Here is an 18,026-nt window from a genome sequence, read left to right as displayed (position 1 = left end):
TTGATTAATTTAATAGGAATTAACATTCTTTTCAGAGCGGTGGTTTGCTTTACTTTTTAATGGAAACTGGCAGACTGATATCAATTAAGCATCCGTAATGCAAAGTTGAAGCTTATAATTTTAGTTATGGCGTCTGTTATAGCTAAGGATAGCAAAAACTGCATTTTTTAAACAAAAAAGAGGTTTTATATGTCGGACATGCAAATGAATGATATCGATCCAGTCGAAACAAAGGATTGGCTGGAAAGTTTAGATTCTATTATTCGAGAAGAAGGCGTCGAACGTGCTCAATATATTATTGAACAGATTGTCAATAAAGCTAGAGATGGTGGTGTACCTTTACTATTTGGTTCTTCAACCAGTAACTATATAAACACAATCCCTGTCGAAGAACAACCAGCATATCCAGGTGATTGGGAAATTGAAAGACGAATCCGTTCAATTGTTCGTTGGAATGCAATTATGATGGTCTTACGAGCTTCTAAAAAAGATTTAGAGCTTGGTGGTCATATGGCATCATTCCAATCTGCTGCTACATTTTATGAAGTATGTTTTAACCATTTCTTCCGTGCTCGCAATGAAAAAGATGGTGGGGATTTAATCTATTTCCAAGGTCATATCTCACCGGGTATCTACTCACGCGCTTTTATTGAAGGTCGTTTAACTGAAGAACAGCTTGATAACTTTAGGCAAGAAGTTCACGGTAAAGGTTTATCATCTTATCCTCATCCAAAATTAATGCCGGAATTCTGGCAATTCCCAACCGTATCAATGGGGTTAGGACCAATTAGTGCAATCTTCCAAGCTCGCTTTTTAAAATACTTAAACCATCGTGGTTTAAAAGATACCACTGAACAAACGGTTTACGCGTTCTTAGGTGATGGTGAAATGGATGAGCCAGAAGCAAAAGGTGCAATCACAGTTGCAACACGTGAAAAACTTGATAATTTAGTCTTTGTTATCAATTGTAACTTGCAACGTCTTGATGGTCCGGTAACCGGAAATGGCAAAATAGTGAACGAACTAGAAGGTGTGTTTGCTGGTGCTGGTTGGAATGTGATTAAAGTACTTTGGGGCGATCGTTGGGATAAATTATTGCAAAAAGATAAATCAGGAAAATTAATTCGTTTAATGAATGAAACTCTTGATGGCGATTATCAAACCTTCAAATCAAAAGACGGCGCTTATGTACGTGAACACTTCTTTGGAAAATATCCTGAAACGGCTGAATTAGTCAAAGATATGTCTGATGAAGAGATCTTTAGACTAAACCGTGGTGGTCAAGACCCCGAAAAAATGTTTGCTGCATTTGCAAGAGCAAAAGAGACAAAAGATCGCCCAACAGTTATTTTAGCCCACACCATTAAAGGTTATGGAATGGGTGAAGCCGCAGAAGCGAAAAACATTGCACACCAAGTCAAAAAAATGAATATGGATGGCGTTCGCCATGTTCGTGACTTCTTCAACATTCCAGTTACTGATGAAGCACTCGAAAAATTACCTTATATCAAATTCGAAGAACATAGCCCGGAATACAAATATATTCATGAACGACGTCAAGCATTACATGGTTATGTGCCTTCACGACTAACTAAATTCTCAGGAACGGTTTCTATCCCTCCTTTAAGCGAATTTGCGCCATTACTTGAAGCACAATCTAAAGAAATCTCAACCACTATCGCTTTTGTGCGTGCGCTTAACATCATGCTAAAAGATAAAGATTTAGCACCGCGACTAGTACCAATTCTCGCTGACGAAGCGCGTACGTTTGGTATGGAAGGTCTCTTCCGCCAAATTGGTATATATAACCCACATGGTCAACAATATACCCCACAAGATAAAGAGCAAGTTGCTTACTATCGTGAAGATGAAAAAGGTCAAATTCTCCAAGAAGGTATTAACGAATGTGGTGCGACTGCATCATGGTTAGCTGCTGCTACTTCTTATAGTAATAACGATTTACCGATGATTCCTTTCTACATCTATTACTCAATGTTTGGCTTCCAACGCATTGGTGATTTAATGTGGGCGGCGGGTGACCAACAAGCTCGAGGCTTCATGATTGGAGGAACCTCTGGTCGCACAACATTAAATGGTGAAGGCTTACAACACCAAGATGGTCATAGCCATATTCAAGCATTAACTATCCCTAACTGCTTATCATACGATCCAGCCTACGCTTATGAGGTCGCGGTTATTATGCAAGATGGCTTACGTCGTATGTATGGTGAACAAGAAAATGTTTACTACTACATCACCACACTAAATGAAAATTATGCCCAACCTGCAATGCCGGAAGGTGCAGAAGAGGGGATTCGTCGTGGTATTTATAAGTTAGACACAGTTGAAGGCCAGCAAGGCAAACCAACCGTTCAACTATTAGGTTCTGGATCAATGCTACGTCATGTTCGTGAAGCGGCTGATATCCTTGCTAAAAACTATGGCATCAGCTCTGATATTTACAGTGTAACGTCATTTACCTTACTTGCTCGAGATGGTCAAGATTGCGAACGTTACAACATGTTACATCCAAGCGAAGAAGCGAAAGTTCCATATGTTGCTCAAATAATGAATAATAATCCTGCGGTTGTTTCCACTGATTACATGAAACTTTATGCAGAACAAATTCGAGGATTTGTACCAGCAGAAAGCTACCGAGTACTCGGAACAGATGGATTCGGTCGTAGTGATAGCCGAGAAAATTTACGTCATCATTTTGAAGTCGATGCATCTTATGTTGTGATTGCAGCACTAGGAGAACTAGCTAAACGTGGTGATATTCAGCCAAGTATTGTTGAAGACGCGATTAAAAAGTTCGAAATCAATGCTGACAAACTCAATCCACGTATTGCATAAGAGGTAAAAATAATGAGTATTGAAATAAAATTACCTGATATCGGAAGCGATGAAGTTGAAGTAACAGAAATCCTAGTTAAAGTCGGCGACAAAGTTGATGTAGATCAATCACTATTAACTGTCGAAGGCGATAAAGCATCGATGGAAATACCGGCACCACAGGCTGGTATTGTGAAGTCAATCATTGTCAAAGTTGGCGATAAAGTGACTACAGGTGTTAGTATTATGGAATTTGACGAAGAGGGCGCAAGCGCGTCAAAAACGCCTGCTCCAGAAGTTTCAGCTCCAGCTCCAGCTTCTGCGCCAGCACCAGCACAAAATAGTAGCCAAGTCGTTGATGTCAATGTCCCAGACATTGGTGGCGATGAAGTAGAAGTGACTGAAATATTAGTTAAAGTTGGTGACTCTGTTTCAGTTGATGATTCACTCATCACCGTTGAAGGTGACAAAGCTTCAATGGAAGTACCGGCAACCCTAGCTGGTACAGTAAAAAGCATCTCTGTAAAAATTGGTGATAAAGTCAAAACTGGCTCCAAAATAATGGAGTTTGAAACGAATAGTGCACCCGTTAAAGCTGAACCTGCGCCAGCTCCAGCTTCATCACCAGCTCAAGCTCAAGCTCAAGCTTCTGCGCCAGTTGCTGAGACTGCTAAACTTGCACCAACTGCAAATGAATTTGTAGAAAACGATGCTTACGCACATGCCACACCATCAGTTCGACGATTAGCAAGAGAATTTGGTATCAATCTTGCAAAAATCCAACCTACAGGCCCTAAACATCGTGTACTTCGTGAAGATATCCAAAACTATGTCAAAAATGCCGTAAAACAAGTCGAAAACGGTGGATCATCTGGTGCATTCCCTGGATTATTACCATGGCCAAAAGTCGATTTCAGTAAATTTGGTGAAATTGAATCTTTACCATTAACCAAAATTCAAAAAGTTTCTGGTGCAAATTTACATCGAAACTGGGTGATGATTCCGCACGTCACTGAATTTGATGAAACAGATATCACTGAATTAGAGGCATTTCGTAAGCAACAAAATGCTGAAGCAGAAAAGAAAAAACTCGACCTCAAAATTACACCGCTTGTGTTTATCATGAAGGCCGTAGCGAGTGCTTTAACTGCTTATCCGCGTTTTAATAGTTCATTGTCAGAAGATGCACAAACTCTTATCATTAAAAAATACATCAACATTGGTGTGGCAGTTGACACGCCAAATGGTTTAGTTGTTCCTGTATTTAAAGATGTAAATAAAAAAGGCATTATTGAACTTTCACGTGAACTTGCTGAAATCTCCAAAAAAGCGCGAGACGGTAAACTCACAGGTAGTGATATGCAAGGTGGATGTTTCACTATTTCAAGCCTTGGTGGCATCGGAACGACATCATTTACCCCGATTGTAAATGCGCCAGAAGTGGGCATACTTGGTGTATCTCGCTCAAGTATGAAACCAGTATGGAATGGTAAAGAATTTACACCACGCTTAATGTTACCTTTATCATTATCCTTCGATCATCGAGTGATTGATGGCGCAGATGGTGCACGCTTCTTAAGCCATATTGTTAATGTTTTATCCGACTTACGTCGACTAGTGATGTAAGGGGGGAAATCAGTTATGAGTCAAGATATCAAAACACAAGTTGTTGTATTAGGTGCCGGGCCAGCGGGTTATTCCGCTGCATTCCGAGCGGCCGATCTTGGATTAGATGTGACATTAGTCGAACGCTACTCAACCTTGGGTGGTGTTTGCCTTAATGTTGGCTGTATTCCTTCTAAAGCATTATTGCATGTTGCAAAAGTGATGGATGAAGCAAAATCCCTCACCGAACATGGTATCCATTTTGGAACGCCAAAGCTAGAACTCGACAAAGTTCGTGCTTGGAAAGAAAAGGTCATCAATCAGCTTACTAACGGGCTGGCAGGCATGGCCAAAATGCGTAAAGTTAATGTGATTCAAGGTGAAGCGCAATTCACCGGTAGTCACACAATGGATGTCACTTCTGCCAAAGGTATAACTAAAATTACCTTTGATAATGCTATTATTGCAGCAGGATCTCGACCAATAACCTTACCATTTATTCCTCATGACGATCCTCGTATATGGGACTCAACCGATGCGTTAGCATTAACCACTATTCCTAAAAAACTACTGTTAATGGGTGGTGGTATTATTGGTCTGGAAATGGGTACGGTATATCACGCATTGGGTTCAGAAGTGGATGTGGTTGAAATGCTAGATCAGGTGATCCCAGCTGCGGATAAAGATGTGATAAAAGTCTTTACCAAACAAATTCAAAAGAAATTTACCTTACGCTTAGAAACTAAAGTAAATACGGTCGAAGCCAAACATGATGCAATCTATGTCACCATGGAAAAGAAAGATGGAACCATCGAAACTCACACTTACGACGCAGTACTAGTGGCGATAGGTCGAACGCCAAATGGTAAGCTTATCAACGCTGAAAAAGCAGGGGTAAATGTGACCGATCGTGGATTTATTGAAGTGGATAAACAGATGAGAACTAACGTTCCCCATATCTACGCGATCGGTGATATTGTGGGTCAACCAATGCTGGCTCATAAAGGCGTTCATGAAGGTCATGTTGCAGCTGAAGTGATAGCTGGTAAAAAACATTATTTCGATCCGAAAACCATACCATCCATTGCATACACCGAGCCAGAAGTTGCTTGGGTAGGATTAACTGAAAAAGAAGCGAAAGCAAAAGGTATCGATTATGAGGTCGCTATATTCCCATGGGCAGCATCAGGGCGAGCAATTGCATCTGATTGTTCAGAAGGGATGACTAAACTAATCTTTAACAAAGCCGATAATCGCCTTCTTGGTGGCGCGGTAGTTGGAGCGAACGGTGGTGAACTACTCGGAGAGATCACTCTTGCTGTGGAGATGGGCTGTGATGCAGAAGACATTGCACTAACCATCCACGCTCACCCAACCTTACATGAATCAATCGGACTCGCGTCCGAAGTGTATGAAGGTACGGTTACCGATCTACCTAATCCAAAGGCCGTTAAAAAATAAGTAAAATCTATTCTTATCATTAAAATAATGCCGTTTGCTTACTAACGGCATTTTATTTTTCTTGCTTGAGAACATTCACTTCCCAAACTTCCGATTAAATGAGTAAAATAGGGGAGATAACTATCTAATTCATCAGAATAATCTAACCTACTTTTATTATCCTGCGATTTTTAACCGCTAAATCTTTTCACATTATCGGAAAAGTACGAATAAAAAATTACAATTTCGACAATCCTATTTATAAAAAATGATCTAATTATTCGCAAAATGATAAATCACGATATCAAAAAAAGTTGAGGAGCGGGGTTTTTGAAGGTGTTTTTTGCAAAATCATAGAAAATAAAATTGTAGCTATAATTCTTTTTTATAATGAGAGTCTTCTAATTGATAAGAAAAAATTGATTTTAATATAATGAATAATTATTAATTGGTTGATCATTTCACCAACTAGCCAAAAGCAATAAAAAAGCCAGTTTTAAAAATAAGTATTAAACTGGCTTAATCGAGAATTTACTTCAACTACTTAAAAGAAGTATTTAAATCTTACACGAGCACCATAACGATCATCGGTGTTATCGCCATGAGATTTACTTCTATCAAGTAATGACCAATATGCACCTAAATAGATATTAAAATTATCCATATCTAACACATCATCAATTAGATATGAGGCATTAACAGTGTGAATTTTATATTTACCTTTGTTATTTATATGGCCATCTTTAACACGATTATAGGGGTTAAATTTTTTGATATCATTATTCGCAAACAAATAACCTAAGCCAATTTTTTCCCAAACAATATTTGTGCCAATAGTCATATCTTTTTCATCTTTAGCATTCATATAAGCAAAGCTGGCATTAAATCTGAATCCTGCTGCGTCCCAATCCCCTTGATTGTTCCATGAAAAAGTTGCGCCATAACCAGTTCTTTGTGATTGATCGCGGAATTTACCGTCATCATCATGATAACCGTAAGCATTTTTTACCACATTTGTTTCGGCAGCAATTGCGGTTGAAATGCTTTCATTTTTCCAAGATAGAACGGGACGTAAATAGACCACGTTTTTCTTTTTATCGATTTCATAACCATGATAAGCCGATTTATTAAACATTTTCTCGCCATTATTGACCAATGCATTTAACTCAAAATTGACATTATCAAATAGCGGTGTATTTAATTGAATACCCCCACCATTATTACTACGGCCACGACCTTCTTTCAACATATAGATATAGCCAAAGCCATCTTCATATAAATCATTGGCTGTATTACCTGAATATTCAATAAAGGTATCTTGTCCAAGCGGGAACATATCATAAGCTTCATAACGACCAATTTTAATATTCCACTCATTTTTTTGACCAAAATAAAATGCCGCATCATCCAGATTCATATCACCACCTAAATCTGCTAATGGTTGCACTACGAATCCAGCATAGTTTTTGTTGTTAATTTCACGATAGCCATCTAAACCAATCAATATACGACCATTGATATCCCAACGATCTTTGTCAGAAGGTTTATTTTTTTTATCAGCAGTCTCCCTCAAAGAGCTAAGTTGCTGTTTGCTACTAGCGGCATCCACATTGAATTCGACGTCTCCATATAACTTTAATTGTCCTTGCGGAGTATCCCATTGAATAGCCGCATTTGCCATTGAACTTAACCCAATCAGACTACACATAAACATCTTCTTCATAAAATTAACTCCTTGAATAATTATAATATTTAACAACATTTTTATGTATGCGATAACAATATTTAAAGCAAAAAGGTGGTTCAGTATGAATAAAAGGTTTATTGATTCGTGATGACATCGTTTACAAATGATGTTATATGGAGTTAAGTAATTTTAAAACGACCAAAATTAAAATCTGTGACACGTGTAACATTTTTTATTCAATCTAATAATCATATCCTCACCAATATGTTGCTATTAACAATCTTGTTTAGCTTAGGTATAAGTAAGTAGAAACTGTATTTTAGAGGCAATTGAGTATATAATGCCGGGCAAATTCAATTAATCATTATCAAACATATAGAGTTATGAAACCTTCAATTATTAGTAAATTGGAAACGCTACAAGAGCGTTATGAAGAGGTTCAAGCATTACTATCTGATGCAACGGTTATTGCCGATCAAAACCGATTTCGAACCCTTTCAAAAGAATATGCACAATTAACCGATGTGGTTAAGTGCTTTGCTAATTGGCAGCAAACTCAAGAAGATATCGAAACTGCCAAGATGATGTTATCTGATCCTGAAATGAGTGAAATGGCTCAAGAAGAGTTAAATGAAGCCATGGCTCAAGTTGAACAGCAAGAAAAACAATTACAAGTACTTTTATTACCGAAAGATCCGAATGATGACTACAACTGTTTTGTTGAAGTTCGAGCGGGTACAGGTGGTGATGAAGCTGCAATCTTTGCGGGTGATTTAGCCAGAATGTACACAAGATATGCCGAATCTCGTAACTGGCGTGTTGAAATCATGAGTGCAAATGATGGTGAATATGGCGGTTATAAAGAAGTGATCATGTTAGTCAGTGGTGATGGAGTTTATGGCCACTTAAAATTTGAATCGGGTGGACATCGTGTTCAACGCGTACCTGAAACTGAGTCACAAGGTCGTATTCACACATCTGCTTGTACTGTTGCTGTTTTACCTGAGATTCCTGAAGCAGAAATGCCAGAAATCAATCCAGCGGATTTAAAAATTGACACCTACCGTTCATCCGGTGCAGGTGGTCAGCATGTTAATACCACTGATTCAGCAATCCGTATTACCCATATTCCAACTGGGATTGTGGTTGAATGTCAGGATGAACGTTCACAACATAAAAACAAAGCGAAAGCGATGTCTGTATTAGTTGCACGTATTCAAGATGCCGAAGCGCGCAAACGTCAACAAGAAGAAGCATCAACCAGACGTAACTTATTAGGTTCGGGTGATCGTTCAGACCGTATCCGAACATATAACTATCCTCAAGGACGGGTTACTGACCACCGTATAAATCTTACCATTTATCGCTTAGATGAAGTGATGGAAGGTAAATTAGATATGCTAATTGAACCAATAGTACAAGAGTACCAAGCAGATCAGCTTGCAGCGTTATCGGAACAGGATGAATGACCTATTTAGAATGGCTTAAATTTGCGTCGCAAACCTTAACTGAAAGCGAAAGCCCAAAACGTGATGCAGAAATTTTATTGAGTTTTGTAACTCATAGAACACGCACTTTTTTAATGGCTTTTAGTGAAACATCATTAACTGACGATGAAGTCATTGCTTTAGATGCTTATTTAAAAAGACGTCAAGAAGGTGAGCCGATTGCCTACATAACAGGTGAAAAAGAATTTTGGTCATTAAAATTTAATGTCTCCAACTCGACATTAATCCCTCGCCCCGATACTGAAAAGCTTGTCGAACTTGGTTTAGAATATTTACCAAAAGTTCCTTGTGAAGTTCTGGATTTAGGGACAGGAACCGGAGCGATTGCAATCGCCATGGCAACTGAACGTCCTGATTGTTTATTTACCGCAATCGAAAAAAACAAAGATGCGTTAATATTAGCTCAAAAAAATGCCAAGCAAATCGATGTTAATAATGTTTACTTTTTACTGGGTGATTGGTATAAGCCGATAAAAAATCGTAAATTTTCTATGATTACCAGTAATCCCCCTTATATTGATCCAACCGATGTTCATCTATCGCAAGGCGACGTTCGTTATGAGCCTCGTAGCGCATTGGTTTCTGAAGATGATGGACTTGCTGATATTAAAGTCATAGTACAAGGCGCAACTAAACATTTAAATCAGTATGGTTGGCTGCTAATCGAGCATGGTTGGAAACAGGGGTTAGCGGTGCAAACTATTTTTAAACAACACGGATTTCAATTAGTCGAAACCTTCACCGATTACAGTGGCAATGACAGAGTCACACTTGGTCGTTGGTTTAAACCTTAACTAGGAATGAGTTTATGATTAAACAAAAAAAAGTAAAAGTAGGTAATATCACGGTAGCTAATGATTTACCGTTTGTATTATTTGGTGGTATGAATGTGCTTGAATCACGCGATTTAGCTATGAAAATTTGTGAACACTATGTGACAGTAACCGATAAACTGAATATTCCTTATATTTTCAAAGCCTCTTTTGATAAAGCTAATCGCTCATCAGTTCACTCTTATCGAGGACCTGGGTTAGAAGAGGGGATGAAAATCTTCCAAGAATTAAAACAGCAATTTGGTATAAAAATTATCACTGACGTTCATACCGAAGAGCAGTGCCAACCCGTTGCCGATGTCGTTGACGTTATTCAATTACCCGCTTTTTTGGCAAGACAAACAGACCTAGTTGTTGCAATGGCGAAAACTGGTGCTGTAATCAATGTCAAAAAACCACAATTTGTTAGCCCAGGACAAATGGGCAATATTGTCGAAAAATTTGAAGAAGCGGGTAATGACCAAGTTATCCTTTGTGATCGTGGTAGCTGCTTTGGTTATGACAACCTTGTTGTTGATATGCTTGGCTTTAACGTAATGAAAAAAGTTAGCAAAGGTTCGCCAGTGATTTTTGATGTCACTCATGCGCTACAATGTCGTGATCCAATGGGGGCTGCGTCAGGTGGTCGTCGTGGTCAAGTTACTGAATTAGCTCGTTCAGGTATGGCGGTAGGTATTGCTGGATTATTTTTAGAATCACATCCTGATCCAAGTCATGCAAAATGTGATGGTCCATCAGCATTACCGTTAGCAAAACTTGAACCATTCCTAAAACAGATGAAAGCCATTGATGAATTAGTAAAAAGTTTTGAAGAACTAGATACTGAAAACTAATTTAGCTATCAATCCCTAAGAGAAATGTTATACATTTCTCTTTTTTTACCTACTCCATCAAAATTATTCATTTTTTTGCTAATTCTGACCATCATTTCATGACTTAAAAGCCAGCAAAAATAGAGCTTAATTAATTTATTTCGTAAAAAAAGAACCAAAAATCATGCAAAAATAAGCTAAATTTACAACTTTTTGGTGATTTAGATCACGAATTTAGATGAATTAATTTGCGAACTAAAATATGTTTATGCATTATAAAAATGCATATTTGTCCAATCTCCACCTAAATATGTTTCGTAGTTTAGAAAGCAATTCAAAGTAATAACGAATTTAGTTTGGCTTATAGCATCCGATTAAAGCAATTTAGCGGTCAGTTATATAAATATGGGAATGAAATTATGAGTCTGGATAATGCACTTGGTTTACCCTATCGTTTTAATCTTTTTACTAAACTTTTTTTATCGATAACCATTTTAACTAGCATATGCCCCGCACAAGCTCAGTATGTTAGTGAATTTATTGATGATGCATCATTAACCGGTAACGTATTTTTTTGGAATCGTGATCGAGAAAGAAAAAATATTGAAGAACATAAATATGAAAAAAACCTCAGGCACTCATCATTCAACACAAATTTAGATTTTAGATCAGGCTATATTGCTGATCACCTTGGTATTGAACTGGGCGGATATGGTGCATGGGAAGTCAGTAACGGTGGCAATGGTCATCCTAATGAAATTGGTTTTAGTGGCGCACGCACCCGCTGGGGTGAGGATTGGAAAAAAGATGTCAGTGGTGTGAGCTTTTATAAAGCACAGGTCAATTTTAGGCAAGATGAATTATTTTGGCTAAAAGCCGGTTTTATTCAGCCATCTGGTCAAACACTATTAGCCCCTCACTGGAGTTTATTACCGGGTACTTATCGAGGTTTTGAATTAGGCACAACGCTCGATTTTGATCAAGCTGGTGCCTTATCGATGTCTTATATGTGGACAGATAAATATAAAGCGCCATGGTACAAACGCCTTTATGAATTTAAACAATGGGGAAAAGGGAAGAAGATTGATTATCTACACTCAGCCGGTTTGAAATATGACTTCAAAAATGATTTAGTGTTAGAAACCGCCTTTGGTCAAGCCAAAAATTACATGAATCAATATTTTGGTAAAGCATCTTATAAAACAGACATGTTTGATAATCCGTTAACCATGAGTTATCAATTTTATGGCGCCAAAGACCAGTCTCATAAAGGGGATAAGGTCTATGACGGCTTAGCATGGTTACAAGCGGCAACATTAGCTTACCAAGTTGGACCAGTTGGTCTACGCCTTGAAGGGGTAGCAATTAAGGCTGAAGGTAAACAAGGCTTCTTTTTACAACGTATGACGCCAGATTATGCTTCATCTAATGGACGACTAGATGTTTGGTGGAACTCACGATCGGACTTTAATGCTAATGGTGAAAAAGCCCTATTTGCTGAAGTGACTTACGACTTAGGGAATCTATCAACGTATCTAACAGGCTGGAGAACGGGCGCATCTTATGCTTTTGGTTGGGATGCAAAACCAAATTCAATAGCAAAAAATCAAAAGAATCGCTTAGTTGAATCAGCTTACAATTTTGATTTAGGCTACACTATTCAAGACACTTGGGCTAAGGACACCTCTTTCCAATTACATTACACCAAATATAATAACCATGAAAATCATATCAACAGTTGGGGTGGTGGATATGGCAACATTTTCCAAGATGAACGAGATATCAAGTTTATTGTCACAATACCTTTCACTGTGTTTCAAGCAAAGCAAAAATAGGGAAATATTATGAAAAAATCTAAAATATTGTTTACTTCAATCGTTTCTCTGCTAAGTTTTGGAGTAGCTTCTTCGGCTTACGCCTCTCAGAAAATTGTTGATGAAATAAGTTCAAAGCTTAGTGTCAAATATACTATTGTTGATAATCAAGCGGGTGAACATGGTGTTGATTGTGCAATTTTAGGTGCTGATTGGGCATCTTGTTTCAAAGCCACAATCTCGTTAAACAATGATGGCGAAGCTATCAACGACAAAGATTGGGCAATCTATTTTAGTAGTATCAGAATGATATTGGCGGTTGACAATGATCAATTCAAAATCACTCATCTTACCGGTGATCTTCATAAAATAGAGCCAACTGAAAAATTTACCGGATTTCCGGCTAAAGCTAGCATAGATATACCTATTATCGGTGAGTATTGGCAGTTAAGCGAATCGGATGTTATCCCTCGCTGGTATGTAACATCGACCGACGCCACACCTAAAGTGATCAGTAATACTGAATTGGATGATTTTGTTTCCCTAACTGGTGAACAGTGGAAACGCACGCCCGATGATCATAATATTTTAATGACGACGGTTAATCGATTTGAACGTAATGCCGATATTAAGCCACTTGATAAAAAGGCCATGCGTGGGCAAATTATTCCAACGCCGGTGAAACTTACCCTTGCTGAAAAAGATATACAGCTTGGTAAAAATGGCATTCATCTTCAATTAAAAGGACTTAATGACGCCAGCTTAGCCGTACTCAATCAACAATTTAACAATTTAAATATCCCATTAACGGATAAAGGTTATAAGATTGTAGCAAATATTGATGCGGCCAAATTTAAAAATGGCGTATCAGGTGCTTATCAACTGAATATTGGCGATAAGCAAGCGACTATAACTGCCTTTGATGAACGGGGGATTTTTTATGGTGTAGAATCGATCTTATCGTTGATTCCCGTTAACGAAAACCCAACCATTGCTATGCTAAAAGTCGAAGATTACCCACGCTTTGACTATCGTGGCATTATGTTAGACACCGGACGTAACTTTAAAACAAAGCAAGCGGTATTAAGATTACTCGATCAAATGGCGAGTTATAAATTAAACAAATTCCATTTTCACCTTAGTGATGATGAAGGATGGCGAATTGAGATCCCAGGTCTTCCGGAATTGACCGAGGTCGGTAGCAAGCGTTGTCATGATCTGAGCGAAAACAAATGTCTATTACCGCAATTAGGATCAGGGCCTAATAGTGATAATTTAGGTAGTGGCTACTTTAGTCGTGATGATTACATTGAAATTGTCAAATATGCTAAAGATCGCTTTATTGAGGTGATCCCTGAAATTGATATGCCAGCACATGCCAGAGCGGCAATTGTGTCTATGGAAGCACGTTATCAACGCCTAATGCAAGAAGGTAAACAAGCAGAAGCTAATGAGTTTCGTTTAGTTGATCCAAGTGATGATTCAAATACCACAACGGTACAATTTTACGATCGAAAAAGTTACCTAAATCCTTGCTTAGATTCATCTAAACGCTTTGTCGATAAAGTGATCACTGAAATTGCCAAAATGCATAACCAAGCAGGACAACCACTGACTGTTTGGCACTTTGGCGGTGATGAAGCCAAAAATATTCGTCTTGGTCCGGGATATCAAGATATCCACGCAAAAGAGGCGGGTAAAGGCTTAATCGATCAAAGCATTGAAGATCTACCATGGGCAAAATCCCAAGCCTGCCAAACATTGGTTAAACAAGGCACCATCAAAGATATAAAACATCTACCGAGTTATTTTGCTATTGAAGCCAGTAAAATAGTTAAAAATCATGGCATCAATCACATGCAAGCCTGGCAAGACGGCGTAAAATATGCTGAAAGTGCCAAAGACTTTGCTGTCGATAAAGTCACTGTTAACTTTTGGGACACACTTTACTGGGGTGGTTTTGACTCAGCGAGTGAATGGACCAACAAAGGTTATCAAATAGTGATATCGAATCCTGATTATGTTTATCTTGATTTTCCTTACGAAGTTAATACGTTAGAACCCGGTTATTATTGGGCTACTCGTTTTAATGATGAACGTAAAATATTTAGCTTCGCGCCAAATAACTTACCCCAAAATGCTGAAACATCCGTTGATCGTGATGGAAACCCATTCAATGCTAAAGGCACGTTAGATTGGTCTGGCAGTTACGGCTTATCCGCACAACTATGGAGCGAAATTGTTCGTACTGATAATCAGATGGAATATATGATATACCCAAGGTTAATAGCTGTCGCAGAACGAGCATGGCATCAAGCTGATTGGGAAATTGCTTACCAAAAAGATCGTGAATTTTCGAAAGGAACGACGCATTATGTCGATCAAAGCCAATTACTTAAAGATTGGACATTATTTGCTAATTTAGTGGGACAACGCGAATTATCCAAACTTGATTTAGCCAAAATTGCTTATCGCTTACCGACACCGGGGGCGAAAATTGAAAATGGTAAACTCATTGCTAATATCGTCTATCCGGGATTAGCCATTGAATATTCAACTAATCAAGGCGAAAGTTGGCAGCGTTATAAAGGACCCGTTGCCATTAACAATGTCGAACACGTATTGGTTCGTAGTGTCTCTCCAAATCAAAAAAGAACCAGTAGGGCAGTAGGCTTAAAAATGTAAAATATAATTCTTATCCGCTATTTTAGCGGATAAGAATAAATCCCAAAAAGTTGAAGGTTGATTAAGAAGGGGATTAATTAGTGCAAAGTTTCCACATCTTCAGCATCATCATCACTGCCATCCTCGAAGTAGGTTCCCCAACCGTCATAATTAACCCCGAATTGGTTTGCCAATGTAATCACCTGAGCAATTTGATTGTTAATTAACTCAGCATTTAACGGACTTTCAGCGATAATATCAAAACCAATAACAACATTGCCTTCATCATCAACATCCTCATCAGGATCGGTTGCTTCATAGCCTAATTTATAAGCTTCTACCGCCACTTTTTCGAGCTGATCGAAGTTTTGTGATGAGATATGGTGCTCAATAATATACATAGCATGTGGATCACTACCGTCTTCTAAAAGTTCCTGAATAATAGCAAGAGTGTCTTGCTGAGCAAGCTGAATTTGATCTTTCATAATATACCTTTTAGTGGTCGTGCAAATTGTGTGGTATATTACACGTTTAAAAATAATTTTCGAGAAAAAAGTGATTGTCGACTTACATTCGCACACAACTGCATCAGATGGCATCTTAACGCCAACTGAACTGGTTAAAAGAGCAGCAGATAATCAAATCAACATGCTAGCTATCACCGATCACGATACGATCAAAGGTTTGCCTGAAGCAAAAGAGACTATCGCGCGTGAAAACTTACCAGTAAAATTGATTCATGGTGTAGAGATATCGACGATATGGAAAAATAGCGAAATTCATATTGTTGGATTGAATGTCGATATTGAAAATTCGCAGTTGCTTGAATTGTTATTAGCCCAAGAAAAAGGCCGAATTGATCGAGCAATAAGCATTAGTGAAAAATTGGCTAAAGTCAATATTCACGACGCTTATCAACAAGCCCAACAATATTCGAAAGGTGATATCGTTTCTCGAGCCCATTTTGCTCGCTTTTTAGTGGCTAATGGTTATGTCAAAGATATGAAACGAGCATTTAAAAAATACCTAGGCAAAGGTGGTTATGCTTATGTTCCGGCCAATTGTTGCGGTATTGCTGATGCGATTAATGCCATTCATTCTGCTGGTGGACAAGCTGTATTAGCACACCCATCTCGTTATGATTTGACCCTAACTAAATTAAAATTATTAATTAGTGAATTTAAAACATTCGGCGGTGATGCGATTGAAGTTTCACAAAGCCGACAAACACAAGATGATTTACAAAAACTAGCCAAACTGGCTAATGAATTTGAGTTATTGGCTTCGCAAGGCTCTGATTTTCATGATTTGGTTAATTATCTTGATTTAGGTAAAACAACACCATTGCCGGGTAGCGTAACACCTATATGGCATGATTGGGTATAAATTAAACCGTGATGAAAAACCCCGTTCCTCACATTTTTTAACCAGCAATCAACAAAGAAGAATATTATGAGCCAAACATTTTATATTCACCCAGATAATCCACAAACAAGATTATTAGATCAAGTTGTCAAAATATTAAATGACGGCGGTGTGATAGCATTTCCGACTGATTCCGGTTATTCGCTAGGTTGTTTGCTTGATAACAAGTATGGTGTAGATCGCATTTGCCAAATTCGCAACCTTGATAAACATCATAACTTCACCTTAATGTGTCGTGATCTATCCGAACTCTCATCTTATGCGTTCGTTGATAACACCACTTTTCGGTTGCTAAAAAACAATACACCAGGAAAATACGTCTTCATCTTACCTGCAAGTAAAGAAGTGCCACGACGCTTAATGAACGAAAAACGCAAAACCATAGGACTGCGCATTCCCGATAATAAAATAGATTTAGCGCTTCTCGAATTACTTGGACAACCTTTAATGACTACCACGCTAATTTTACCTAACGAAAATGAAGCCCAGTCTGATCCTGAAGAGATAGAAGATAAAATCGGTCATCAACTTGATGCCATCGTTCATGGTGGTTATATCAGCGAACAACCAACCACAGTGATTGATCTAACTCACGATTATCCAGATATTATTCGGGAAGGAAGTGGTGATACTTCACCTTTTAAATAAAAAAAATTAAACATTTATATAGGGAAAGAAATGAAGAAAATAATGGCACTTATTTTAATTATAAGTATTGGATTAATGTCATTGGTACTCTATCTATCGATAAAACAGATCAATTTTATCAACTCTTCACTAAGTACTACCGGCACCGTTATTGACTTTGAAGAGTCGTATTCAAAAGATTCTAATGGCAATCGATCCGTATCTTATTACCCTATCTTTCAATTTGTTGATACTCAGGAACAAGTCAGAAAGGTTAAATCAAATGTTGGTAGTAATCCTCCAGCTTATCAGAAAGGCGATGTGGTTGATATTATCTATGATCCGCAAAACGCTGATCATGCTAAAATTAACGATACTTTCTCAATGTGGCTTGGAGAAATAATTTTAGGCATACTCGCAAGCCTACTATTTTTAACAAGTGGTGGTTATTTTTATTTTAAATCTAAAAAAAATAAACTAAAACGAGCATTGTTAGCAAGTGGCCGACAAATTGAAGCCAAGATAAATTCGATTGAAAAAAATACTGCATTAACTGTCCGAGGTCGCTCTCCTTACATCATTTATAGCCAGTGGCAAGACAGAACAGCACCCGATGAGATTCATCTTTTTAAAAGTGAAAACATTTGGTTTGATCCAAAACCTTTCATTAATCAAGAGACAATAACCGTCTATATTGATGAAGCAAACCCAAAACGTTATTATGTCGATATACGTTTTTTACCCAAGGTAAAATAAACCAACTTTAGATAAAGATA

General features: G+C 38.0%; 13 protein-coding genes. 11 read left to right on the top strand and 2 right to left on the bottom strand.

Features of this window, described 5'->3' with window-relative positions; translation table 11 throughout:
* Positions 1–189 precede the first annotated feature (189 nt).
* The 3 genes from aceE to lpdA are packed head-to-tail and all read left to right on the top strand — an operon-like array spanning position 190 to position 5,901.
* The gene (gene aceE, locus A9G07_RS06675) at positions 190–2,856 is read left to right on the top strand and encodes a pyruvate dehydrogenase (acetyl-transferring), homodimeric type (protein WP_065734551.1); all 2,667 of its coding nucleotides are present in this window, start codon (positions 190–192) and stop codon (positions 2,854–2,856) included.
* A 12-nt stretch (positions 2,857–2,868) separates the two neighbouring features.
* Positions 2,869–4,461 (top strand): pyruvate dehydrogenase complex dihydrolipoyllysine-residue acetyltransferase, encoded by a 1,593-nt coding sequence (aceF, locus tag A9G07_RS06670; RefSeq protein ID WP_081303367.1) that lies wholly within the window; start codon positions 2,869–2,871, stop codon positions 4,459–4,461.
* A gap of 15 nt (positions 4,462–4,476) precedes the next feature.
* Positions 4,477–5,901: a dihydrolipoyl dehydrogenase gene (lpdA, locus tag A9G07_RS06665; RefSeq protein ID WP_065734550.1), complete on the top strand. Its 1,425-nt coding sequence runs from the start codon at positions 4,477–4,479 to the stop codon at positions 5,899–5,901.
* Between the two features lie 523 nt (positions 5,902–6,424).
* On the opposite strand, the gene A9G07_RS06660 is transcribed toward lpdA, so the two are convergent.
* Positions 6,425–7,603, bottom strand: a complete 1,179-nt coding sequence (locus tag A9G07_RS06660; RefSeq protein WP_065734549.1) for a carbohydrate porin — start codon at positions 7,601–7,603, stop codon at positions 6,425–6,427.
* Between the two features lie 347 nt (positions 7,604–7,950).
* Between A9G07_RS06660 and prfA the strand changes: the two genes are divergently transcribed.
* The 5 genes from prfA to A9G07_RS06635 all read left to right on the top strand — a co-directional run bounded on the left by prfA (position 7,951) and on the right by A9G07_RS06635 (position 15,219).
* Positions 7,951–9,036 (top strand): peptide chain release factor 1, encoded by a 1,086-nt coding sequence (gene prfA, locus A9G07_RS06655; RefSeq protein WP_065561918.1) that lies wholly within the window; start codon positions 7,951–7,953, stop codon positions 9,034–9,036.
* Positions 9,033–9,869, top strand: a complete 837-nt coding sequence (gene prmC / locus A9G07_RS06650) for a peptide chain release factor N(5)-glutamine methyltransferase (protein ID WP_065561917.1) — start codon at positions 9,033–9,035, stop codon at positions 9,867–9,869. Before prfA ends, prmC begins: the two co-directional genes overlap by 4 nt.
* A gap of 17 nt (positions 9,870–9,886) precedes the next feature.
* A complete protein-coding gene (gene kdsA, locus A9G07_RS06645; RefSeq protein ID WP_065561962.1) occupies positions 9,887–10,741 on the top strand; it encodes a 3-deoxy-8-phosphooctulonate synthase in 855 nt (284 codons plus the stop codon).
* Positions 10,742–11,139: 398 nt separating this feature from the next.
* Positions 11,140–12,555, top strand: a complete 1,416-nt coding sequence (locus A9G07_RS06640) for an OprD family outer membrane porin (protein WP_065734548.1) — start codon at positions 11,140–11,142, stop codon at positions 12,553–12,555.
* 9 nt (positions 12,556–12,564) lie between these two features.
* The gene (locus A9G07_RS06635; RefSeq protein ID WP_065734547.1) at positions 12,565–15,219 is read left to right on the top strand and encodes a beta-N-acetylhexosaminidase; all 2,655 of its coding nucleotides are present in this window, start codon (positions 12,565–12,567) and stop codon (positions 15,217–15,219) included.
* Between the two features lie 77 nt (positions 15,220–15,296).
* Here A9G07_RS06635 and rraB read toward each other — a convergent pair whose 3' ends face one another.
* On the bottom strand, positions 15,297–15,683 hold the full coding sequence (gene rraB, locus A9G07_RS06630) for a ribonuclease E inhibitor RraB (protein WP_065734546.1): 387 nt from the start codon (positions 15,681–15,683) through the stop codon (positions 15,297–15,299).
* Between the two features lie 28 nt (positions 15,684–15,711).
* Between rraB and rnm the strand changes: the two genes are divergently transcribed.
* The 3 genes from rnm (at position 15,712) to A9G07_RS06615 (ending at position 18,006) form a co-directional block, all read left to right on the top strand.
* Positions 15,712–16,584 carry an RNase RNM gene (gene rnm, locus A9G07_RS06625; RefSeq protein ID WP_218060026.1) on the top strand — a complete coding sequence of 291 codons (873 nt, stop codon included), beginning with the start codon at positions 15,712–15,714 and terminating at the stop codon, positions 16,582–16,584.
* Between the two features lie 66 nt (positions 16,585–16,650).
* Positions 16,651–17,271: an L-threonylcarbamoyladenylate synthase gene (locus tag A9G07_RS06620; protein ID WP_065561914.1), complete on the top strand. Its 621-nt coding sequence runs from the start codon at positions 16,651–16,653 to the stop codon at positions 17,269–17,271.
* A gap of 30 nt (positions 17,272–17,301) precedes the next feature.
* Positions 17,302–18,006: a DUF3592 domain-containing protein gene (locus tag A9G07_RS06615; protein WP_081303366.1), complete on the top strand. Its 705-nt coding sequence runs from the start codon at positions 17,302–17,304 to the stop codon at positions 18,004–18,006.
* Positions 18,007–18,026: the final 20 nt, after the last annotated feature.

Origin of the sequence: Gilliamella sp. wkB72 (assembly GCF_001693745.1) — a bacterium.
GTDB classification, from domain to species: Bacteria; Pseudomonadota; Gammaproteobacteria; order Enterobacterales; family Orbaceae; genus Gilliamella; species Gilliamella apicola_E.
The sequence above is the reverse complement of the archived record's forward strand: the minus strand, read 5'-3'. Positions and strand labels throughout refer to the sequence as shown.